This is a genomic window from Janthinobacterium sp. 1L-D-8-B-C4, assembly GCF_057291295.1.
Genome location: NZ_JBXAVX010000022.1, coordinates 29,319 through 51,440, shown reverse-complemented (window position 1 = coordinate 51,440; position 22,122 = coordinate 29,319). Strand labels below are relative to the sequence as shown.

Annotated in this window: 17 protein-coding genes and 2 tRNA genes; 6 read left to right on the top strand and 13 right to left on the bottom strand. The window is 62.6% G+C overall.

Features of this window, described 5'->3' with window-relative positions:
• Position 1: 1 nt before the first annotated feature.
• A complete protein-coding gene (locus AC0Z42_RS27780) occupies positions 2-2,821 on the top strand; it encodes a M16 family metallopeptidase (protein ID WP_485471297.1) in 2,820 nt (939 codons plus the stop codon).
• Positions 2,822-2,887: 66 nt separating this feature from the next.
• On the opposite strand, the gene AC0Z42_RS27775 is transcribed toward AC0Z42_RS27780, so the two are convergent.
• Positions 2,888-3,631, bottom strand: coding sequence for a hypothetical protein (locus AC0Z42_RS27775; protein ID WP_485471296.1), 744 nt, complete (start codon positions 3,629-3,631; stop codon positions 2,888-2,890).
• Positions 3,632-3,874: 243 nt separating this feature from the next.
• On the opposite strand from AC0Z42_RS27775, the gene AC0Z42_RS27770 reads away from it, so the two are divergent.
• On the top strand, positions 3,875-4,843 hold the full coding sequence (locus AC0Z42_RS27770; protein ID WP_485471295.1) for an IS1595 family transposase: 969 nt from the start codon (positions 3,875-3,877) through the stop codon (positions 4,841-4,843).
• A gap of 16 nt (positions 4,844-4,859) precedes the next feature.
• Here the strand turns inward: AC0Z42_RS27770 and AC0Z42_RS27765 are convergent, their stop codons facing one another.
• The gene (locus AC0Z42_RS27765; protein ID WP_485471294.1) at positions 4,860-6,287 is read right to left on the bottom strand and encodes a sugar porter family MFS transporter; all 1,428 of its coding nucleotides are present in this window, start codon (positions 6,285-6,287) and stop codon (positions 4,860-4,862) included.
• Positions 6,288-6,476: 189 nt separating this feature from the next.
• A complete protein-coding gene (locus tag AC0Z42_RS27760) occupies positions 6,477-7,061 on the bottom strand; it encodes a host attachment protein (protein WP_485471293.1) in 585 nt (194 codons plus the stop codon).
• Between the two features lie 85 nt (positions 7,062-7,146).
• Here AC0Z42_RS27760 and AC0Z42_RS27755 point away from each other — a divergent pair, with 85 nt between their 5' ends.
• Entirely contained in the window at positions 7,147-7,827 is a 681-nt protein-coding gene (locus AC0Z42_RS27755; RefSeq protein WP_485471339.1) for a hypothetical protein, read from the top strand.
• On the opposite strand, the gene AC0Z42_RS27750 is transcribed toward AC0Z42_RS27755, so the two are convergent.
• The 3 genes from AC0Z42_RS27750 to AC0Z42_RS27740 form a co-directional block, all read right to left on the bottom strand.
• The gene (locus AC0Z42_RS27750) at positions 7,824-8,627 is read right to left on the bottom strand and encodes a hypothetical protein (RefSeq protein ID WP_485471292.1); all 804 of its coding nucleotides are present in this window, start codon (positions 8,625-8,627) and stop codon (positions 7,824-7,826) included. The genes AC0Z42_RS27755 and AC0Z42_RS27750 overlap by 4 nt on opposite strands.
• 200 nt (positions 8,628-8,827) lie before the next feature.
• On the bottom strand, positions 8,828-9,964 hold the full coding sequence (locus tag AC0Z42_RS27745) for a serine hydrolase domain-containing protein (RefSeq protein ID WP_485471291.1): 1,137 nt from the start codon (positions 9,962-9,964) through the stop codon (positions 8,828-8,830).
• Positions 9,965-10,109: 145 nt separating this feature from the next.
• Positions 10,110-10,185, bottom strand: a tRNA-Phe gene (locus AC0Z42_RS27740).
• Positions 10,186-10,432: 247 nt separating this feature from the next.
• Here AC0Z42_RS27740 and AC0Z42_RS27735 point away from each other — a divergent pair.
• Positions 10,433-11,074, top strand: a complete 642-nt coding sequence (locus AC0Z42_RS27735) for a hypothetical protein (RefSeq protein WP_485471290.1) — start codon at positions 10,433-10,435, stop codon at positions 11,072-11,074.
• Between the two features lie 5 nt (positions 11,075-11,079).
• Here AC0Z42_RS27735 and AC0Z42_RS27730 read toward each other — a convergent pair whose 3' ends face one another.
• The 4 genes from AC0Z42_RS27730 to AC0Z42_RS27715 form a co-directional block, all read right to left on the bottom strand.
• On the bottom strand, positions 11,080-11,499 hold the full coding sequence (locus AC0Z42_RS27730) for a hypothetical protein (protein WP_485471289.1): 420 nt from the start codon (positions 11,497-11,499) through the stop codon (positions 11,080-11,082).
• A 121-nt stretch (positions 11,500-11,620) separates the two neighbouring features.
• Positions 11,621-13,999, bottom strand: coding sequence for a S9 family peptidase (locus tag AC0Z42_RS27725; RefSeq protein WP_485471288.1), 2,379 nt, complete (start codon positions 13,997-13,999; stop codon positions 11,621-11,623).
• Positions 14,000-14,109: 110 nt separating this feature from the next.
• Complete coding sequence (locus tag AC0Z42_RS27720) at positions 14,110-16,017, bottom strand: putative bifunctional diguanylate cyclase/phosphodiesterase (RefSeq protein WP_485471287.1); 1,908 nt, start codon at positions 16,015-16,017, stop codon at positions 14,110-14,112.
• A 163-nt stretch (positions 16,018-16,180) separates the two neighbouring features.
• Positions 16,181-16,486, bottom strand: a complete 306-nt coding sequence (locus AC0Z42_RS27715; RefSeq protein WP_485471286.1) for a PsiF family protein — start codon at positions 16,484-16,486, stop codon at positions 16,181-16,183.
• 212 nt (positions 16,487-16,698) lie between these two features.
• On the opposite strand from AC0Z42_RS27715, the gene AC0Z42_RS27710 reads away from it, so the two are divergent.
• Positions 16,699-17,238, top strand: a complete 540-nt coding sequence (locus AC0Z42_RS27710; protein WP_065309982.1) for a DUF2058 domain-containing protein — start codon at positions 16,699-16,701, stop codon at positions 17,236-17,238.
• Here the strand turns inward: AC0Z42_RS27710 and AC0Z42_RS27705 are convergent, their stop codons facing one another.
• The 3 genes from AC0Z42_RS27705 to AC0Z42_RS27695 form a co-directional block, all read right to left on the bottom strand.
• Positions 17,239-18,339, bottom strand: coding sequence for a hypothetical protein (locus tag AC0Z42_RS27705; RefSeq protein ID WP_485471285.1), 1,101 nt, complete (start codon positions 18,337-18,339; stop codon positions 17,239-17,241).
• Between the two features lie 40 nt (positions 18,340-18,379).
• Positions 18,380-20,611 carry a sugar nucleotide-binding protein gene (locus AC0Z42_RS27700; RefSeq protein ID WP_485471284.1) on the bottom strand — a complete coding sequence of 744 codons (2,232 nt, stop codon included), beginning with the start codon at positions 20,609-20,611 and terminating at the stop codon, positions 18,380-18,382.
• 164 nt (positions 20,612-20,775) lie between these two features.
• A tRNA-Phe gene (locus AC0Z42_RS27695) sits at positions 20,776-20,851 on the bottom strand.
• Positions 20,852-21,108: 257 nt separating this feature from the next.
• Between AC0Z42_RS27695 and AC0Z42_RS27690 the strand changes: the two genes are divergently transcribed.
• On the top strand, positions 21,109-22,050 hold the full coding sequence (locus tag AC0Z42_RS27690) for a TIGR03571 family LLM class oxidoreductase (protein ID WP_485471283.1): 942 nt from the start codon (positions 21,109-21,111) through the stop codon (positions 22,048-22,050).
• Positions 22,051-22,122 lie beyond the last annotated feature (72 nt).

Below are 22,122 nucleotides of genomic sequence, written 5' to 3'. Positions count from 1 at the left end.
GATGATGACTACACATAAAAAATTGCAGGGCATCGCTTTCTTTACCCTCTGCATCGCCGTACTGGCGCCAGCCATGGCGGCCACGGCCGAAGCATTTCGCTGGGACAGCAAGGTGCAGCGCGGCCAGCTGGCCAACGGCCTGGCGTATTACATCGTCGATGATGCCAGCGACGCTGGCAAACAGGCCGCTACGCCGGTGGCGCTGCAACTGCTGGTGCGCGTCGGCTCGCTCGATGAAAAGGACGACCAGTCGGGCGTGGCACACATGGTCGAGCATATGGTGTTTCAAACCACCAAGGCGCATCCCGAAGGCCTGAAGACGTATATGGAAAGCCTGGGCTGGCGTATAGGCTCGCATTACAACGCGCAGACCAATTTCGAGCGCACCCTGTATTTCCTGACGGCGCCGCCAGGCCGCGTCGACGCGGGCCTGGGCGTGCTGGCCGAGATCGCCGGCGGCGCGCAGATTCCCGCCGACGGCCTGGAGCGCGAGCGCCAGATCGTCCTCGAAGAATGGCGCACCAAGCTGGGCGTGCGCGAACGCATGGACCGCCAGCGCCGCGCCATGCTGCGCGAGGGTTCGCTGTACCCGCAGCGGCCAACCATCGGCACGCAAGCGAGCATCCGCCAGCAACCGGCCGAGAACCTGCGCAAGTTCTACAGTGACTGGTATCGCCCCGGCAATATGGCTTTGCTGATCGTCGGCAAGGTCGATGCCGCTGCGCTCAGACCCGTGATCGAACGCCACTTTGGCGGCCTGGTGCCGGCCACTTTGCCACAGCGCAATTCGCCCGATCCGGTGCTGCGCGACCAGCTGCGCATCACGCGCCTGCAGGATGCGGAAAGCGGCACCAGCCAGGTTGGCTGGGTCACGCGCTTTACGGTCGACCAGCGCCAGGATGAGGCCGGCCTGCGCGAGCGCATCATCGACCGCATTGCCGAACGCAGCCTGCGTGCACTGGTGCGTGACTCCAGCGATAGCCTGCCTGCCGGAGTGACTTCGCTGACGGTCAGCAAGGGCGAACTGGGCGAATCGACGGCTTCGCTGGGCTTTGCCTCCAGCGTGGCCGTCGACGCCCACCAGGCCGGCATGGAGCAGATTTTGCTGGTGCAGGAACGCCTGCGCCGCAATGGCCTGAAGCCGGACGATATGGCGCGCGAAATTGCCGATGTGCGCCGCCTGAACGGCAAGGGCCCGGCGCAACAGGGCGCGCGCGACTTCAATGGCTGGCTGCAAATGCTGGGCGAGGCGGTGCAGGCCGAGCGGGCACTGCAGGACCCGCTGCAAAAACAGGCGCAGATCAGCCGCATACTGGCAGGCCTGAGCTCCGCTGACATCAATGCACGCGCGCTGCGATGGATCAACGCGTCGGACCGCGCGCTGTTCATGCTGGCGCCGGGCCTGAGTCCCTTGACCTTGCCGTCGCAAGAAGAGGTGCTGGCGGTGCAGCAAAAAATTGCCATGGCACCGTTGCCGGCGCTGCTGAAAGTGGCGTCAGTGGTCACCGCCGCCAGCATGCCGCAGCTGTCGTCGAATGGCGAGATCGTGCGCCAGGATGAGCTCGGTAACGGCGTGCAGCGCTGGACCCTGGACAATGGCGATATCGTGGTGTGGCAACAAACGCCGCAAGACGAGAAGGATCAACTGCTGCGTTTTGCCGCCCACGCCCCGGCCGGCTACCGCTTGCCCGGTGCGCCGGCCTGGCAATGGCAGCTGGCGGCGCAGCTGGGCCGCGACGCCGACCTGAGCGGGCAAACGCCAGGCGAGCTTGATCGCTGGGCAGCGCAGCGCAAGGTAAAACTGTCGCAGCAGCAAAGCGCGACCCAGCTCAGCTACACCGCGCAAGTAGCCCCGGCGCAGCTGGAAGACCTGCTGCGCCTGTATGCGGCGCGCCAGCTGCAAAGCGAGATCAGCCTTGAGGCGCTTACCAGTGTCGGCCAGCAACTGGCACGCCAGGCTGCGCGCCGTCCGGACAGCGCCAGCGAACGCGCGGGCCGCGAAATGAGCCTGCTGCGCTATGGCGAACTGCCGCTGGACGGCTACCCCGATGCCGGCGCCCTGAAGCAATTGATGACGGAACAGGGCTTGCAGACAGTGCGCGGACAATGGCTGCAACTGCGCCGCCAGCCGGTGACCTATTTTGTCAGCGGCCCGATGGATGCGGCCCAGGTGCAGGAACTGGCCGGGCGCTACCTGGCCGGCATTGCCCGCCAGGCCGCCGCGCAAGCACCAATCGCGCTGGCGCAGCGCACCGGCTACCGCGAGAGCCGTTTGGCCGTCAGCATCGAGCCGCAAGGCAGCGTGCGCGCCGAAGGCAGCCAGCAGATGGACTGGACCCCGGAGCGCGCCATGCGTACGGCAATTTTGTCGCGCATCATCTACCGCAGCCTGCGCCAGGAACTGCGTGAAAAAGAGGCCGGCATCTATCGCCTCAACTACAAGCTGAGCCTGGACCCGCACCACCGTGCCAACAGCGAACTGTCGTTCACGGCCGCGCCGGAACGCCTGGACGCCTTGTGGTCATCGGCCAAACGCGTGCTCGAACGCCTGCCGGAGCAGCTCGATACGGCCATGCTGAAGGAAGAGATCGCCAAGATGCGCAGCGACGAATCGAAACGGGTGACGGACAGCGGCACCCAGTTCAACCGCTTACAGCTGAGCTACACGCAATACGGCGACGCGCGCTATCTGGCGGACAGCAAGCAACTGGCTGGCACGTTGACGCCCGAGAGCATGCGCGCGTTTGCGCAGGAGTTCAGGCTGGCGCAGGATATGGCGGTGGTGAAGGTGTTGCCGAAGGCGGCAGGCCCAGGACGTTGATCCTGTCACCGTCGCCATATGACAGGAGCGGGGACACGGTGCCCTGCTCCTGGAGTATTTCAGGAGTTACTGGACTGCGGCTTGCGCCGACAGGGCCGCAGTAACAGGTTCTTTTTTCGCTTCGCCCTCGCCGCTGTCCCACAATTTCTGGGCGGCGGCACGGTCAAATGCCGGCAGCAGCCGGGTTTCGATACTGACGTCTTTCAGTGCTGGAAATGACGTGCGGAATTGAGCGACATCTTTTTCCGCCTTGTCGTCTACCGACACCTCCCAGGTACTGCCGGACATGCCGGTCACGGACTGGTCGATCAGTGGCAGCAGCGGGCCGGCGCGAAATTCTTCTCCCTGGCGCGTACGCAGCCTGGCGCTGATACGGCCCGCATACACGACCGAGTTTGGCGCAACGCTCAGGTTCATGGCAAGCGGCACGCTGAACGCGCCGTTGAACGGAAATGCCCGGGCAAAGCCAAAGACCTCAAACAGCTTGTATTCGCCCGCCACCAGCGCGATACGGGCCAGATAAACTGTATGGCCATCCTCCTTCATGGTGTCGAGATTTTTGTCGAGCTTGAAGTTTTGACGCTCTTGCCTGGTCGTGGCGTAGGGCTTCGCAATCTTCATGATGAGCGGTTCCGGCACATACCGGCTATCGTCCGCACGCGAGACGTCGATAGTGACGAGCACGATCGATTTTTCTTTTGTATCGATCTTGGCGGTATTCTTGTCGAATGCCATGGGGTTGACGGTCGCGCACCCGGTGATGGCGCAGCAAGCCAGAATGGAGCAGATAAAACGGATCATGGTCGTCATTTTTCTTGTGGGTATAGGGAAATATTGCACAATTATTGTATCAAAAGAAACTAAAATTGATAAGTGGTAATTTGCCTATCCCCATGCCAGTGTTGATGAACGATTTGCTTCCCCCCTCAGTGAGATGATGAGGGAACTGCCTGCCCTTGCAGCCATGTTTTTGGCTATGTCATCGAAAGCTGTGGGAACGCCAAGCAGTTGCTGGGGTCTAACTGATCAGGTATTTCCTTCCAGGAGCCGATCATGGACACAGCCCGGTGGCAGATTTTCGTCCAACAATTTTCACAACTATCGCATCGCCAGCGTATTGCCAGCGGCAGCCTGTTGCGCAGCAGCGCGCCGCAGGAGGCGGCCGTGGCCCTGATTGAGCAGACAGCACAAGGGCAACTGCATTGCCCCGCCTGCCAATCGACCCATTTCCACCGCCACGGCCAGGCCCATGGCCTGCAACGCTATCGCTGCGTTCCTTGTGGCAAAACGTTCAACGCCTTGACCGGCACGCCGCTGACACATTTGCACCACAAGGAACGATGGCTGGCCTACGCGGATTGTTTGCTGAATTCGTTTTCGGTACGCAAGGCCGCCCTGCAGGTGACTACCCATCGGAACACCAGCTTTCGCTGGCACCATCGTTTTCTGGCGCTGGCCAAGACCGACCGGCCACGCTGCCTGCACGGCATCACCGAGGCCGACGAGATGTATGTGCTGGAGTCGCAGAAAGGGTCTCGGCACATGACGCGGCCGGCACGCAAGCGCGGTGGCCACGCAGGCAAACGTGGCATTTCCAATGAACAGGTGTGTGTCCTGATGGCGCGTGACCGCACCGGGCAAACCGTCGATTTCGTCACTGCTCTGGGCCAGCTGACCAAGGCCAGGCTGCACGCCTGCCTGTCAGCGGTGATTGACCGCGACATTTTGTTGGTGAGCGATGGCAATCCGGCCTATCCCGTGTTTGCCAGGGACCTCGGCATCCAGCATGAAGCCGTCAACTTGCGGGGCGGCATCCGTGTGCGCTGTGCAGTGCACGTGCAGAATGTCAACGCGTATCACAGCCGGCTGCGTGGCTGGCTGCGCGCCTTTCATGGCGTCGCGACGCGCTACCTGCCCAACTACCTGGGCTGGCGCTGGATATTGGACGCGAGGAGAATATTGTCCCCTGAAAGTTTGCTCAGGGCCACCTTGGGTACGTTCCCACATTTGATGGTGACATAGCCATGTTTTTCGTCGTTCAAGCCGGCTTGCCCAGTTCGTTCTCCAGGAATTTCTCCAGCGCTTCCAGCGATTTGCCCTTTGTTTCGGGCAGGCAGGTCGCGACAAAGATCAGCGACAGTACATTGATGCCGGCAAACACAAAGAAGGTGGCGCTGCCGAACTGCGCCATGGCGATCGGGAACAGCAGCGCCACCAGGCCGTTGAATACCCATTGGCATGCCACGGCGGTGCCGGTCAGCACGCCGCGCAAGTGCATCGGGAACAGTTCCGACATCAGCAGCCAGTACACGGGTGAAATCAGCATCTGCATGAACAGCAAAAAGCACAGGATGCAGGCCAGCGCGGCGTAGCTTTTCATGAGGCCTTCGGGCATGAACAGCAGCACGGCGCCCAGTGCGGCCTGGGTGGCGACCACGAAACCGAGGCCGGTGATCAGCATCGGCCGGCGTCCGTGCTTGCCGATCAGCCAGATGCCGATAAAGGTGGCGATCAGCGCCACCACGCCGTTGCCGATGGTGGCGGTCAGCGCCGCATTGGTGCCGAGGCCGGTCGACTTCAGAATGATGGGCGTGAAATACATGAAGGCATTGACGCCCGTAAATTGCGCCACGAAACCGAGGCCGATGCCGATCAACAGCAGTTTGCGTATCCATGGCGTACCGAGCACGGCCGACCAGCCGGTCTGTTCATGCTCGATCTTGTTGAGCTTGACCATCTCGTCCAGCTCCAGTTCGATCTGCTTGTCGCTCGAACGGATCTGTTCGAGCACGGCGCGCGCTTCTTTCATGCGGTTCTTGCTGGCCAGCCAGCGTGGCGAGGCTGGCACGAACAGCATGCCCAGTCCCAGCAAAATCGCCGGCACGGCAGCGATCGCCAGCATATAGCGCCAGACATGCGGCGAGCCGGAAAAGTGCGCCAGCGCCGCGTTGAGGATATACGCAATCAATTGACCACCGACAATCATCAATTCGTTCTGGCTGACCAGCCTGGCGCGCCGGCTCGGCCCCGCCATTTCGGCAATAAATACCGGCACCGTGGACGAGGCGCCGCCGACGGCAATGCCCAGCACGAAGCGCATGACGACCATGATCGCCACCGACGGCGCCAGGGTGGTGCCGAGTACGCCGATCAGGAACACCAGCGCCAGGCCCAGCAAGGTGGTGCGGCGGCCGTATTTGTCCGACAGCGTGCCGGCCATCAATGAACCGATGGCGGCGCCGAATACCAGCGCCGACGTGACGATGCCTTCGGTGACGGGGGTGAGGCCGAGGCCGCCCTCGGCCAGCGGCGTGCTCATGAAGGGCAGCGCGCCCGAGATGACGCCGGTGTCGTAGCCGAACGCCAGCGCGCCCATGGTGGCGGCGATGGCGACCTTGAACACAAAGCGGCTTTCCTTGGTGTCGGGCGGCGTCGCCGCAGCGGACGGTTGTGTAGTGGAAAGCATGAATCGATCCTTCTGGAGTGGTGTGGCTGTAGCCCGCGTGACCAGAAAGGTGGCGTTGACAATTGCTCAGCATTAATGTTGAGCAGAATAAATGAAAGCGACTGGGGTGACTGTTAGTTATCGGACATAAACGCAAGACGGTCTCATGCGCACGCTGCCGATACCGGCGAGCGTGCGGCTTGGCAGGGGCTATGCTTGCCGGGATTGATGTGCTTGCAACTGCTCGCGCAACTGCTGGCCATTGCACTGTGTATAGTCCTTGTTGACCTCAAGCTTGATCAGCGGCTGCAAGTGGCTATCAAGCGACGCGCGCAGCAGGCCCAGGAACTGTGGTGTAGCGGAGATGACCAGGTGCTGGAAGCGGCCTTCCTGGTGCGCCTTGAGCAGATAGGCAGCAATATCGCGCGCGAACTGTTCTGCTTCCAGCTCTTCAGGTGTGTGTGCTGGCTGGTAAGTCTTGTTTGGCGCGCCCACATTCGCATTGTGCGCCTGGCCCACGCCCTGGGTTCCGCCGATGTTGTGGCTGCTTTTTCCGGCAGCGGTGTTGCCTATCCTGTCAGTCTCTCTTTCTGTTTCGGCCACGCGCAAGCGCGCGGCGGCATTGACCATGTCTTCGAGTTCGGCCAGCGGCTTTGCCAGACTGGTTTCGGAAAAAAATCGTACCCTGCCTGCATTGGCGGCGATGATCCAGGTGGTTTCCATATTCCCTCCTATCAATAAAATCAATCGGAACGGTGATAACCGGAAGACCAGTATAGTCACGATAGACGACATCTGGCGCACCGGCGTGGTGGCCGTGCACCGGGCAATATTTGACCATGTACACTGTTTCGTATCGAAAATCAGTAGCGAGGCCGCCATGCGCAATATCGATTTCAGTTCCTGGGAAGCTGCCATGACGACCATCGTCGGACTGGCGGTATTTACCCTGCTGGGCGTAGGTATCCGCATGCTGATGATGCAGACCATCCAGCAACGCCGCGAACGGATGAACCGGCAGATCAACGAGCGCGTGAAAACCCTGATGGCGGCCTACCGCACTCTGGGTGGCTCGTTTACCGGGCAGCTGACGGTCGACCCGACCCATATGCGCGACCTGCGCCAGCGCGCTCAAGCAGACGGGGAAGGGCAGCCGGATGCCGCGACCACCAGTTCCGAACGTGCCCGCCGCATCCGCGACGCGGTGGAAGCCGCCCTGGCGGACATCCTGCTGCTCGGTACCGAAGAGCATTGCCGGTTGGCCGGGCAGGCGGCCAGCGACCTGGCGGCGGGCCGTCCGATCCATACGGCCGAACTGGTCATCAGCCTGCGCAGCTTTATCCGCAGCGCGCTCGATCTGGGGCCGATGCCGGACGATGTGCTGATTCCGCTGCAGGGGCCGACGCGCACGCAGGGGAGTACGGGACGGGGTAAAGCGGATGGGGACAAGTCGGGGAATAAAGGTGGGGGCGGCGGTAGCGGCAATGGCGGCGGTGGCATGGGGGTGGGCATGGAAAGCGCGCACGGGACGGATGCCGTGCCGCCCCATGCGGTCACTTAGAGCGCATGGCCAAAATACTCCTGCAGCTTGAGCAAATTGAGTCCTGTGCTGCGGCCCCACCAGCAAGCCGGGTAGGCCATATCGACAAAGTGCCGATGCGGTAGCGACCTCGATGCGACCGGTATGAAATTGTCCGAAAATCCAGGATGTTCTGGCGTCGCGAGAATACCGCAATACCCCAGGATAGCGATCATCATGTCGCGCTCCGCCTTGTTCGACTTCAGGCAGGTGGAAAACTCCTTGTGCAATGAAGCGCTGCTCACTTTTGCCGGTGCATCGTGGATGCTGGACACAATATTACGAAGAATTTGTTTGTCTTGCGCTGTCGGAAGGGGCGACGGCTGCTCCAGAAAAAGTTCCAGATCCAGCATCGCGTAAAGCACATCGCTGTGCTGTACGCCTCCCCATTTCAGGCGCTGAAAATTCAGAAGGTTGAGATCCTGCACGGCAGGTTTTATATCGGCGCCACAGCTGGAGCATGCGTGCAACGGGCCTGCGGCAACATGCAGATGGAGGTGCTGGAATACTGCGTAGCTGCCCAAGGCCGAGCGCCAGTCCAGGCGCCGCGTTGACAGGCTGGCGAGAAATGCATCCGCCACGACCCGCCTGCTCAATTTTGCTGTAGCGTTCAGCAGGCGTTCCACGGCATCGGCATGTTCGAGCCGTTGCGGATCGAACATGATCCTTTTGGACTTTGCGTACGCATAATCGTCTTCCGACGGCGTTTCCTGGCCGGCGCGATGCCAGCCGGCTGACGACCAGTACGTATCGAAAAGAATCTTTTGCGCGCGCTTATCCATGAACGTCCATTCTTGTCCGCCTTGCTTTCACTTTTCAAATAGCAATCTATAAGGGATTGCAGGATAGCAGCAACACAAACGCTGCGGTTGTTTCTGCCAGGCGCAGAGAAAATGACATTTTTGATCTGTGCTGCTGAATTCTTGGTGGCCCATGGCGGAACCGAGGCACCGGCACAAGGATTTTCAAAACAAGAGCCGGCCTACTTCGCGCTTTCCATTGCTTCCACTGTGTCGAAAATATGCGCCAGCGCGCTTTCCATGGCGCCGGCAGTAGCGTCGCCGCTCTGGTTGGTGATGATGAAAACCCCAAGCTGATATTTGGGAACGACCCAGGCGTAGCTTTGCGCACGTGGCACGCCGCCATGGTGTACATAATGCGTGCCCAGCTGGCGATTGCTACCGATGTTCCAGAAATAGCCAATGCTGAAGTCGTCCTGAAAGCGTACCAGCGGCTTGTGCGATTCGACGACCGCAGGATTGGCGCTCAATTGCAGTCGCAGGTACTTCGCCATGTCCGGCATGGTCGACTTCAGGTTGCCGGCCGCCCCCCAGGGTAGTTGTGGCATCGGTGTTGTCGTGACGGGATTGTCGCTGTGGTAGCCGGGCGCTAGCCGGCCTATATCCTTGGCTGTGATTCTCAGCCTGGTATCTTGCATGCCGGCTTCGCGCGCGACGAATTGCGTGAGCAGAACGTCATAAGGCATTGCGTAGATTTTTTCGAGAGTATGCGCAATGAGTTCGCTACCGGCGCTTGAATAGGCGTAGTCCTTGCCAAGCGGACCTTTGATGCTGACGGTGTGCAAGTCCTGCCAGAATTGCTGTTGTCCGTAGTTGGCGTAAGCTGCGTTGAGCTTTGCCGGCGTGGCGTGTGCGGTGAAATCCTGCAATACGGTGTTCACCTGCAATGGCAACATGCCCGGCATATTGCTGGTGTGCGTGATCAAATGGCGCAAGCGAACTGGCTGCCCCTGCGACTGCAGGTTCGGGTAGGCGGCCGCCAGGTACTGTTGTATGGGATCGTCGAGCGTCGCCTTCCCGTCAAGCACAGCGTTCGCCAGTAGCAGTCCAGCAAAAGTTTTGCTCACTGAGCCGATTTCATACAGCGTTGTATCGTTCGGCGGATTGGCTTTGCCGGTCTCCAGTTCGCCTTGATGCAGAATGAATTCCTTGCCGCGATAAACCACAGCAATCGAGGTCGCGTGTAGAAGTTTTGACTGCAGCAGGGTGGTCGCGGTCTGGCTCATTGCCGCAGGAATGTCATGCGCAGGTGCTGTGGCTGCGGGCTTGCAAGCTGCCAGCGCCAGTGTCATTGCAATTGCGGCAAGTTTGGTCATCATGCGCACCATCCGGAGGGGATGGGCATTCTCGCACAATGGATTCAGCGGCGACAGAAAAAGTCACGCGTATGGTTTTTCCAGATAGTGAACGGCGGTGCCTGATAAAAGAAAACGCCACCCGGAGGTGGCGTTTTCTTTTTATTCTTGGTGGCCCGGGGCGGAATCGAACCACCGACACAAGGATTTTCAATCCTCTGCTCTACCGACTGAGCTACCAGGCCAAGGCGGCGAATTATAGCAGAAAGAGTTTCAACCTGACCAGTGCATCCTGTGTTCAAATGCAACAGATGGCCAAAACATGGTGTTTTGGCATCCTTGTACGACCTGAAGGGATGCGGCGATGAAGTTACGTTGTGGCGTGCGGTGCCTGGCTGCGGCCGGGCTGTTGAGTGCAGTTTGCGGAGGGGCGCGGGCCGATGGACTGAGCGACCTGAAAGCGGTATTGGCTAAGCTGCAGGGCAGTCGCCCGTGAAAGCACAGGTGGAGTCCAGCACCTGGCGCAGGGAAGGCGAGGGCAAGGATGCCGAGGAGGACAACGGCCAGGCCAGCGTGGTGGTCGACAGCGGCGCGGCGGGCTTGCAGGTGCTCTACAGCAAGGAGTTGCTGGCAAAGGTGGAGGCCGAGCAGCGCGCGAAAGTGAAAGATCCGAAGGCGAAGACCTCGACCGACTTTGCGCTGGGCGAGCTCAAGGGCACGGAGTTGCGCGCGATGGTGTCGGCGGCGGGCGCCTTGTCGCGCGAGCTGGACGAGGCGGTGTTCAGCGGCGAGAAGATGGACAGCTACAAGGGCAAGCCGGCGCGCCGGCTGAGTTTTACCTTGTCAATCGACAAGGTGCCGGAAAAAGACCGCAAGTATGTGAAGAAATTCGACGGCGGCATCGATGTGTGGATCGCCGCCGACGGCACGCCGCTGGCCAGCAGTTTCCGCGTCGATGTCAGCGGACGCGCTTTCGTGGTGGTCAGCTTTGCGCAAAAAACCGACGAGACGCGCCAGTATGGCGTCAGCGGCGACCACCTGCTGTTGCTGCGCAAGGAAAGCCGCCATGCGATCTCGGGCGCGGGCGAAAAGGTGGAAACCAAACTCGTCAAGACCTTGCAGCTGCAGTCCTGACGCGCTTACATCGCGGTGGTGTCGCCTTTGTTCAGCACGCAGCGGCCCGCCTCGCAGGTGGCGCCCGGGTCGGTGACGATGGCGCAGGTCGACATCATGCCATCCGACTGCTGCAGCTTGCGGCTGGCCTCGGCTTGCGCCTGGGCCAGCGCCGTCAATTGCTTGCCGTCATTGCTCTTGTTCGACCACGCCAGGTAGCGCTCGGGGCCGCCGCAGGCCTTGGCGCCGATGGCGATGGTCTGGCATTGCTGCGGCGTGTCGCACGCGGGGTCGCCTGCTTCCTTCTTGATCTGTTCGGCGAGGGAGGCGTTGCCAGGCGCGGGTGCCGGCATGGCGGTGGGCGCGCTGCCGCAGGCAGTGATGCTCAGCACGAAAAGGCTGGCGCAGGCGGCGCGCAGCAGCGTGGGGAAAGTAGGTGTTTTCATCGTTGCATGATGTGCCAGGCTTGCCGCCATGGCAAGCGTGATTTGCTAACCCCAGGCGTGACCGCTGGGGTCAGACCTTTAATGCCGATATGAAAATGCCCGCTTGCGCGGGCATCGAGGCTTATTTCAACGTCCGCTGGAACAGCTGGTAAATCCGGCGGTACTCGTCATACCACGCCTCCGGCTGGACGAAGCCGTGGCGCTCCATCGGGTAGCTGGCCATTTCCCAGTTATCCTTTTTCAGCTCGATCAGGCGCTGCGACAGGCGTACCGAGTCCTGGTAGAACACGTTGTCGTCGATCATGCCGTGCGCGATCAGCAGGTTGCCTTTCAGCTGGTCGGCGTATTCGATCGGCGACGAGATTTTATACGCTTGCGGATCGAGCTCCGGCGTGTTCAGGATATTGGCCGTGTACTCGTGGTTATACGTGGTCCAGTCGGTCACGGGGCGCAGGGCGGCGCCGGATTTGAACACGTCCGGTGCGCGCATCAGGGCGATCAGGCTCATGAAGCCGCCGTAGCTGCCGCCGTAGATGCCCACGTTCTGGAGGTCGCCCTGGTGCTGCGCGGCCAGCCAGTGGGCGCCGTCGATGAAGTCTTCCAGTTCCGGGTGGCCCATCTGGCGGTAGATGGCGGTGCGCCAGGCGCTGCCATAACCCATCGAGGCGCGGTAGTCGACGTCGAGCACGATGAAACCCTGTTCGACCAGCAGGTTATGGAACATCTGTTCGCGGAAATACACCGGGTAGCGCTCGGTGACGTTTTGCAGATAGCCGGCGCCGTGGGCGAACATGACGATCGGATAGCGCTTGCCCGCTTCCAGCTGCGCCGGGCGATACAGCTTGGCCCAGATCGGCGCGGCGCCATGCGTGGACGGCACTTGCACCAGTTGCGGCATGACCCAGTTGCGCGCCTTGAAGGCATCGCTGCGGGTGTCGGTCAGGATATTGGCCTTGCCGCCTGCGGCAGGCACCGTGGCCAGCTGCGCCGGCAGGTAGCTGGCCGAATAGCGCACCAGCAGCTTGCCCGCATCGGGCGACAGGGCGAAGCTTTCCACGCCTTTCAAGGCCGTCACTTCACGCGCGCCGCCGTCCTTGGCGCTCGCTGCGCACACTTCATAGGTGCCCGGTTGCTGCTGGTTGCACAGGAAATAGGCACGCGCACCGTCGCGCGACCATTCCACATTGCTCACCTCCCAGTTGCCATGGGTGAGGGCGCGTGCGGGCGCAGCGCCGGTCTTCGTGTACAGGTGGGCGTAGCCGCTTTCTTCGGACAGGTACCACAAGGTGGCGTTGTCGGGCAGCCAGCCGAATTCGTCGGCGCGGCGGTTGACCCAGGCCGCGTCGCTGATGTGGTGGGCTGTCACCAGGGCGGCGTTGGCGAGGTCCACGGTGGTCAGCCAACGGTCCTTGTTGTCGATGGCGCGCACGCGCACGGCGGCGCGGCTGCCGTCGGCGCTCCAGACGATGCCGTCGCGCAGCGCGTCCACGCGCACCGGGCGGTTGCCTTTCAACGGCGGCAGTTTCTGTTCGGCGCGCAGGGTGGCCAGCGGATCGATGGCGATGCCGGGCAGGGTATCGAAGGCGATCTCGCGCACGCTGCCGCTGCGCAGGTCGGCCAGTCTCAAAGTTTGCGCGATCGGCATGTTGCGGCCCACGCGCGTGCGTTCATCGTCCGCTTCCGGGTAGCCGGTCTCGGTTACATAGCGGGCCAGTTTGCCCAGCTTGCCTTTTTCGGCGCCCTTGTCCTGCGTGACGAACAGCAGCCAGCGGCCGTCCGGCGACAGCACGCTGCCGGAGATGGTGACCTTTTCGCCCAGCCAGATCGGCTCGGGTGCGCGCGTGGTGTCCAGGCGGCGTTCTTCCTTGCGGCGTTCCAGGCTGGTATCGCGGTTTTCTTTCTGGCGCGCCAGGTTGACGATCAGGCGCAGCTGCAGCTCGCGCTGGGAGTCTGCCTCGGGTTTTGCATCCGGGTCCTTGGCCGCGCGCAGCAGCGCCACCGGCGCGCTCAGGCGGTCAAGCCGGTTCCAGCTGTACCAGTTGTCGCCGCTGCGGTACTGCACCGCGGCGCCGTCGCTGGAATACTGCGGGTCGCTGATGGCCGATACGCCGCGCGTGATCTGCGTCAGCGTGCCGTTTTTGAGGTCGCGCTCGAACAGGTCGCCATTGCGCAGCAGGATGGCGCGCTTGCCATCGCGCTGGTAGACCATCTGTTCGCCATCGAGATTGGCCAGTTGCGCGTCGGCCACCGGCTTGCCGCTATTGATGGCGGCGCCCGCACTGGCCAGCTGGTAGGTGTCGCGCAAAGGCGAGCCGATGCGTTTTTGCTTGTAGTAGAGCTGGCCATTCCAGCCCCACCAGGCCGTTTCGACGGGCGTGCCGATCCAGTCCGGGTCGGCCATGGCCTGGTCCAGTGAAATGGGTGTCGGCGTGGTGACAGGGGCGGCATGGGCAAGGGGGCCGGCAAGGGCCGACAATAGCAGGGGAAGTACCAGACGCATCGGAGATCGCTTTGCAGGAAGTAAACGGCGGCATGAAGAAAGGCGGAAAAGAGCCCGGCCGGAAGCCCGGTATTCTAGCGAAAGGGTTTCGTCAGGGAAATAGCGGAAGATTAAGTCTGGCGCCGCGCCAACCAGTCGATAAAGTCGCCCAGCGGCATCGGCCGTGCATACAGATAGCCCTGCAAGCCGGCGCAGTCGTGCGCCACCAGGAAGTCAGCCTGCTGCTGTGTTTCCACGCCTTCGGCCACCACCCGCAAGCCCAGATGGCCGGCCATGCCGAGGATGGCTTGCACGATGGCCGTGCCGCTGGCCTCGTGCGGCGTGGCGTCGATAAAGCTCTTGTCGATTTTGAGTTCGTACAACGGCATCGAGGTCAGATAGGCCAGGCTGGAATAGCCGGTACCGAAATCGTCGATTGAAAAACGGATGCCCAGCGCCGCCAGTTCGCGCATGCGCGCCAGCGCCGCGTCGCGCTTGTCAACCAGCAGCCCTTCCGTCAGTTCCAGCACCAGGGAACTGGCCGGCGCACCCGATTCGAGCAGGGCGGCGCGTACATGGGCGGCAAAATCAGGCTGGCGGAACTGGGCCGGGCTGACATTGACCGACAGCGCAAAGTGGTGGCCGGCCTGTGCCAGCCGTACTGCGGCCTGGCTGGCCTGGTGCAGCGCCCAGTTGCCCAGCCTGAGGATCAGGCCGGTTTCTTCGGCGATCGGGATGAACAGCGACGGCGCAATCATGCCGCCGTCGGCCTGCGGCCAGCGCATCAGCATTTCGGCGCCCGTTACCTGGCCGTGGCGGTCCAGCTGAGGTTGCACGTACATGCACAGCTCGCCAGCGTCGAGCGCGCGCGCCAGCGCCCGTTCCATGGTCAGGCGGCGCTCCACGCCAGCCTGCATGCCGGCTTCAAAAAAGGCGATGCCGTTGCGTCCTTCGGCCTTGGCGCGGTACATGGCGATGTCGGCCTCGCGCAGCAAATCGTGCGCCTGTTGCCCGCTCTTCGGCAGCAGGGTGACGCCGATGCTGGCCGAGCAGTGATACGACTGCGCGCCGATCTCGAAGTCGCGCGCGATCGCGGCGCGGATTTTTTCCGCCACCAGGCCTGCTGCCTGGCCTGCGCTGTCCATGTCGTCGGCCAGGTGGGCCAGCAGCACCACGAATTCATCACCGCCGAGGCGCGCCACCGTGTCGGCCTTGCGCATCAGCTGCGCCAGCCGCTCGCCGGCAATCCGCAGCAGCGCGTCGCCGGTGGCGTGGCCGCGCGCGTCGTTGATGTGTTTGAAGTGATCGAGGTCGACAAACATCAGCGCGCTGATGGCCTGCTCGCGCGGCGCGGCCGCCAGCAGCTGGCCGATGCGGTCCATCAGCAGGCGCCGGTTCGGCAACCCCGTCAGCACGTCATAAAAGGCCAGCTGGTGGATGTCGTGTTCCGACTGCTTGCGCTGGCCGATCTCGTGTTCCAGCGACTGCATGCTGGCGTGCAGCCGGTCGAGCGAGCGCTCCAGGTGCTGCAGCAAAAACGCCGTCGACAAGGTCAGCACGGCAGCGATCAGCATGAAATTGAGCGTGACGATCAGCGAGCGCAGCAGTGGCGAATCGGGCACGCCCTGCAATTGCAGGCTGATGTCGGGGTGCAGGCCCAGCAGGAATAGCGAGCTAGAGGTCAGCGCCAGCACCCACAGCGCCGGCCGCAAGCCCAGCAGCAGTGCCGCCAGCACGGGAATGGCCAGCAGGTAGATCTGGCTGACCGGGCCGATCTTCAGCAGCAGTCCGATGCCGACAATATAGATGACGGCAAGAAACTGCCATACGCGCCAGCGCCAGGGCGTGCCACTCCGATACCAGATGATGGCGATCCAGGCGATCGATGATGTATCGAGCATGACGATCGGCCAGATACCTTCGCGCGCAGCCAGCAGGGCGCTGGGGATGGCGGTAGCGATGCCGAGCAGCAGCACCGCCCGCAGCAGGCGTGCAAAAATCTGGCTGCGCCAATGCGCGAGATCAGTCGATACCGCCACGCTGCCGTCCTCTTTACGTGAGCACTGCGCTGCCATGCTTGCTGTTTAGTAAATAGTACGCGTTATCAAACATCATGTCACCTTGATCATTAAACATGCATTCCTGAGCGGCGCGCATGAAAAAAGCCAGCGCGGGGCTGGCCGGTCAAGGTGGTGGTGCGGCTTATTTTTTAGGCGCGCTCAGGCACGACTTCATGAAGGCCTTGCGTTCATCGCCCTTCATGTCTTTCGCATCGGCATTGCAGGTTTTCATTTTATTCTGCTGGGTTGGCGCCGCGGCCGGCTTGGCGCTCAGGCATTCCTTCATGAACGCTTTGCGTTCGTCGCCTTTCTTGCCGGTGGCATCGGCATTACAGGTGGTCATCTTGTTTTGTTGCGCCGTCTTGGCGGCCGGGGCCGCGTCTTGAGCGACGGCAAACCCTGCGCTGGCAAACGAGGCGGCGATACACAGAGCGATCAGTTGTTTCATGGCAGATCCTTGCAGGAAGGCGGTTAGGGGCAAGAGCTTGAGCGTGCGCATCAATATGCGGTACGTAACTAACTATATGACATTTATCAACAACTTTGGCGTGCAAATCTGCCTATTTTCCAGCTTTTTGTTAGCGGCTGATTTTGTCCTGCGCTATGCTTACGTCTTTCCGCCGGCTGTCGCCGGCGCATGTTCAATACGGAGTAGTAATCATGGTCTCGTTGCAAGAGCAGTTTTTAAAGGCCGGTCTGGTCGACAAGAAAAAGGTCAAGCTGGCCAACCAGGACAAAAGCAAGCAAAAGAAGGACGAGCGCAAGAGCGGCACGCAAAGCGTCGACGAAGTACGCCTGGCGGCACTGGAAACCCAGCGCAAGAACGCCGAGCGCGCGCGCGAACTGAACGCCCAGCGCGACGCGGCCGCCAACCAGAAAGCCATCGTTGCGCAGATCGCGCAGATGGTGCAAAAGAACCGCCAGAGCAAGGGCAACCATGCTGAAGTGCCATACAACTTTACCTTCAACAACAAGATCGAACGCATCTACGTCACGCCGGCCGTGCAAGGCCATCTGGTGGCAGGGCGCCTGGTAATCGTCTGCCTGGCGGGCGCGGTGGAACTGGTGCCGCGCATTATTGCCGACAAGATCGCCGAACGCGACCCGGCCATCGTCGTGCGCGTCAAGCAGGCCAGCACGCAAGTGGAAGAGGATGATCCGTATGCGGCGTTCCAGATCCCTGACGATTTGATGTGGTAATCAAGGCAAGGGCTGGTCGAACCTGATCCATTCGACGGGATCGTCTTCGCGCGGCAGCTGTTTTGCGCGCAGGGCCTGCAGTTCCTGCGTGCTCATGGTCTGTTCGCGCAGCGGAATGGTATCGAGACGCTGGTGGGCGGCCCATTGCGGGTAGGCGGCGCGCAGCGAGGCGATGTAGTTTTCACGGTCGGCGCGCCGGTATTGCGCGATCGGCGCGGCCGGTTCCGGCGTGGACGGCGCGGCCAGGCGCGCCATCGGCTGGCCCAGGTCGAACGCCTCCAGCGCCGGGCCACCGAGAAAATCGGCCGACAGCTGCCTGGGGATCTGCGCTGCCGGCAGCGGCGTGCCTTTGGCGCCAGGCAAGGGCAGGCTGAGCACCGCCAGGAAAACCTGGTCGCCATCGGTGGTAGCCGGGCCATCGAAGCGTCGGGCATAGATGACACCGTTGGCGTCGGCCAGGCCGCCGCTGCTGGAACTGCAACAGATGCGCGGCAGGTTGTTTGAATTGACGAAGATGCCGACGTACAGCGTGTTGTTGCGCACCATGATGAATTCGTAGCGGCGCGCGGAAATGCCGCGCCCCATCGATTCTGGAATCGCGATTTCCCGCAAGCCAAAGCTGCGTCCGCCATCGAGCGACAGCACGAGCTCCAGCTTGCCACACAGCTGTCGCGGCGGGGCGATGGCGGCGGACGAAGGCGTCTCTTCGCAATAGCTGTTGCGGCCCGGTTCGCGCCGTGTGAAGAAGGCGACGACCTGCGGGTTGTCGCTTTCATGGCGCACGGCGCCGATCGCCTTGCCCAGATAGTCGTAGCGAAATACCGTCACGCTCTCCGGCAACGGCGCCAGCCCACCCGTATTGCGGTCGTAATAGCGCACGCGCTGCACCGCATTGCCGTTCAGGGGCACGTCCCACTGCGCCAGCAGATAGCGCTTGCCGCCCAGGTCGCGCAGCACATATTCGGGACTGCGCATCGGATAGGCAACCGCATGCTCGTACGTCATGCCTGCCGACAGCATGCTGGCGCAGCCGGACAGCAGGCTGGTCGCGCCCAGGCAGGCGAGCAGGCCGCGCAGGCGCTTGAATGCACGGCGGGTCATGCAAGACGCGGAACGAGGCGGCATCGAAACTCCAGGTAATTCAGCATGTGCCGGTTGGCAGGCCAGGACTCATCATGGACGGCTTGAGTTCGCCCAGCGCTGCCAGATAGCGACGCAGGGCATCGTCCAGCGGCGGCATCAACGTGCCGCGTTCGCTGCCCAGCGCGCTGAAGCGCGGCTGCGTGACGCCGGGCGCCAGCGCTGTGGCCGGCGCCGCTATCAGTTGCCGGCTGTCCAGGCCTGCCAGCTGCGCCGCCTGTTGCGCCAGTTGCAGCCAGCTCAGGGCCGTGCCGTTGCTCAGGTGCCAGATGCCCGACTCGCGGTCGATCAGCAGATCCAGGCAGGTGTGGACCAGGTCGGGAATGTAGGTGGGCGAGACGATCAGGTCGCTGGCGGCGCTGAACGGCTGGCCGGCCGCCAGCGCCCGCAGCGCGCAGGTGACGAAATTATGCTGGTCCCACGGGCCGAAAAAGGCGCTGCTGCGTACCATCAGCGCGGCCGGGTAAATTGCCAGCACGCGTTGCTCGGCCTGTGCCTTGCTGTGACCATACACATTGAGTGGCGCCACCGGGTCGCTTTCCACATAGGGGCTGCCCTTGGCGCCGTCGAATACCAGATCGCTTGAAAAACTCAGCAGTGCAATGACATGGCGCGCGCACGCTGCCGCCAGCACCACCGGGCCGTGGCTGTTTTCGCGCATGCAGCGCTCGGCGTCCAGTTCGGCCTGCTGCACCCGCACATAGCCGCCGGCGTTGATGATGGCCCAGGGGCGATAGCGGCGGATGGCGGCCGCCACCGAGGCCGGGTCGGCAATATCCATTTCATGGCGTGTCAGCACGTGGCAGGCCAGGTGGCGCTCGGCGCACAGGCGCGCGAAGGCGCTGCCCAGCGTGCCGCTGGCGCCGCTGACAAGCAACGGCTGCGCAGGCGCCGGGCATGCCTCGGCCTGGTCCCAGGTGCCGGCCTGCACGCCGGTCGGCGGACAATGCAGGCGCTCGGGCCGCCGCCACCAGCCCAGGCCCTGGAATACCGGGCTCGACGGTGCACGGCCGCTGGCCAGTTCCTGCATCAGCGTGGCGACCGCCGTCGGGCGTGGTTGCGGGCTGCGCAGGTCGTAGGGGCCGGTTTCGTAATAGCCCTTGTTTTCCAGCAGCAAACAGTTCCAGTCGTAGGCGCCAAGCAGGGACCATACAGTGACTGCGCGCACGTCGATACCACGGCGCCGGGCTTGCTGCGCACCCTGCCAGATCTCCAGCAGCCAGCGCAGATGGTCGTCGCGGCGGGCGTCGATATGCGCTTCGGTCACGGCCAGCGGCAGGCCATAGCGCTGCCAGGCTTCCTCGAGCAGCGGGCCGATGCCGGGGGCGGGCAGGGCCAGCGCGCGCGCGGCAACAATGTCGGCATAGCCTTCCGGCCCGATGGCGCCGGCCGGATAATGTTCGCGCCGGTGATCGAGCCAGCGCTCGCTGGTGATGTAGTAGTTGATGCCGATGATGTCCGGCGGGCACGGGTGCCGGCGGAAATAGTCCAGCTCTTCGGCGCTGGCGCCATGCCTGGTCAGGTAGCCCCACAGCGCATGGCCGGGGCCGACCATGCCGCACAGCAGGTCCCAGGTCAGCCAGCGCCGCTGGTTGTAAAAGCGCGCTTGCCGCGCCAGTGGCGGCGTGCTGTAGGTCTTGCCCAGGTCGTCCGTCTGTACCAGCCTGGCCGCCGGATTGACGGCGCGGATGGCACGCATCGACAAGAGCACGGCGTGGCACTGGTTGAGCAGCGCGCGCACGAAGTCGCGGTCGCTTTGCCGGTGCGGATACCACAGCCCATACAGGGCGCTGAAGCGCGCGGTGGTGCACGGTTCGTTGACAGGCGTGTAGTACTCGATCCAGGGGTAGCGCTGGGCCACGGCGCCGGCATAGGCGGCAAGCTTGCCGGGAAAACCAGGATCGAGCAGGCTGGTGTCGCGCGGGCCGCTGCCATGGTGCAGCAGCCCGGCGATCGGCGTGACGCCCAGCGCGCGCAAGGCCGGCAGGCGTTCGTCGGGCCAGGACCAGTCGGCGCGCTGCAGGCCGTCCGGTGCGATCAGTTCCCACAGTACCGGATAGCGCAGGGCACTGATGCCCAGCGCGGCAAAGCGGTCGAGATCGGCGATCCGTTTGTCGTGGCCGTTTTGCGCCATCTGGCTGAAATAACGGTCACCCACGCGATTGACGGTCGCTTCCACGCCGCCCCATAGCGCCAGCTGAGAGCCCGGAAGGGTTCCTTTCGAAGTAGTCATGGTGCTGGCGGCTGATCGAACATGGCACCAGTATGGATAAAAAATCCATGACCGGGCGCAGCGTTGCCTGCCCGACAGATTGCCAGCGAACTGATGCGCGGCTGGCGAGGTGGAAAACAAAAACGCCACCCGAAGGTGGCGTTTTTGAAAGTAAAACCAATTCTTGGTGGCCCGGGGCGGAATCGAACCACCGACACAAGGATTTTCAATCCTCTGCTCTACCGACTGAGCTACCAGGCCAAGGTGGCGAATTATAGCAGACCAAAACATGAATGCAAGAGGCGGCGGCGATTTTTTGCGATCAAGCGCCATTCATTGCTTTAGAGTCAAATATGAATTGAGAAAAGCGGTATTTTTCTCAACAAAAGTTGGGCGCATAGTGTGGCCATCGAAACCTGTTTGAGGAAATCTTCACATGAACCACACTACACAGCAGATTGCCATTCTCGACATCGGCCTGGGCAATCCGGACGGCCTGGCGCCGCAGTGGGACTGATATGGGCGCCATGAACAAGTTGGGCCAGGGTGGTTTCAGCATCGGCCTGGAACTGCCACTCGATAATGACTGGTCGGCCATGGGTCGCCAGGCCAACGCTGCGTCCAGCCGCGTGCCGGGCGAGCCGGACCTGCGGCGCCATGGGGAATTGGCCAGGCTGGCCGACCGCCTCGGTTTTCGCGCGCTGTGGCTGCGCGACGTGCCCTTGTACGACCCCTCGTTCGGCGACGCGGCGCAGGTGTTCGAGGTGTTTACCTATCTGGGCTACCTGGCCGGCATCACCGAGCACATTTTGCTGGGCACGGCCGCCGTGGTGCTGCCGCTGCGCGAACCGGTGCTGACGCTGAAGGCGGCCGCCAGCGTCGACCAGCTGAGTGGCGGGCGCTTGCTGCTGGGTGTGGCCAGCGGCGACCGGCCCGTCGAATATCCGCTGTTCGGGCGCGAATTCGACCAGCGCGGCGCGGCCTTTCGCGAGCAGGTCGCCATGCTGCGCGACTGGGGTGCGGCGCACCTGCCGGCCGGCATCCGCCTGCTGCCCAGGCCGGCCACGACGCTGCCGCTGCTGGTGGCAGGGCTGGCGCAGCAAACGCCGACCTGGATCGGCGAGCAGATGGACGGCTGGCTAGCCTATCCGGGCACGCCCGACGACCATGCACGCCGCGCGGCGCAGTGGCGCGCTGTTGCCGGTGGCGACAAGCCGTATGTTAGCTTCATCCATTTGGACCTGGACCAGGACCCCGCCATGTCGCTGCAGCGCTTCCGCTTTGGCGCCCGCACAGGGCGAAACGGCCTGCTGGCGGAGCTCGAAGCGATGCGGGACGCCGGCGTGCGCCATATCGGCCTGCAGCTGCGGCAGAACCGCCGGCCGCTGGACGAGACCATGCAGGAAATCGCGGAGCATGTTTTACCGCTGTTTCATGGATCTTCTCTTGTGACCACATAGCCATTGCCGGATAATTAACGTTTCAATCTTGAGAGTGATGCGATGGCAGTGTGGAGCAGGGGCGCGTGCGCA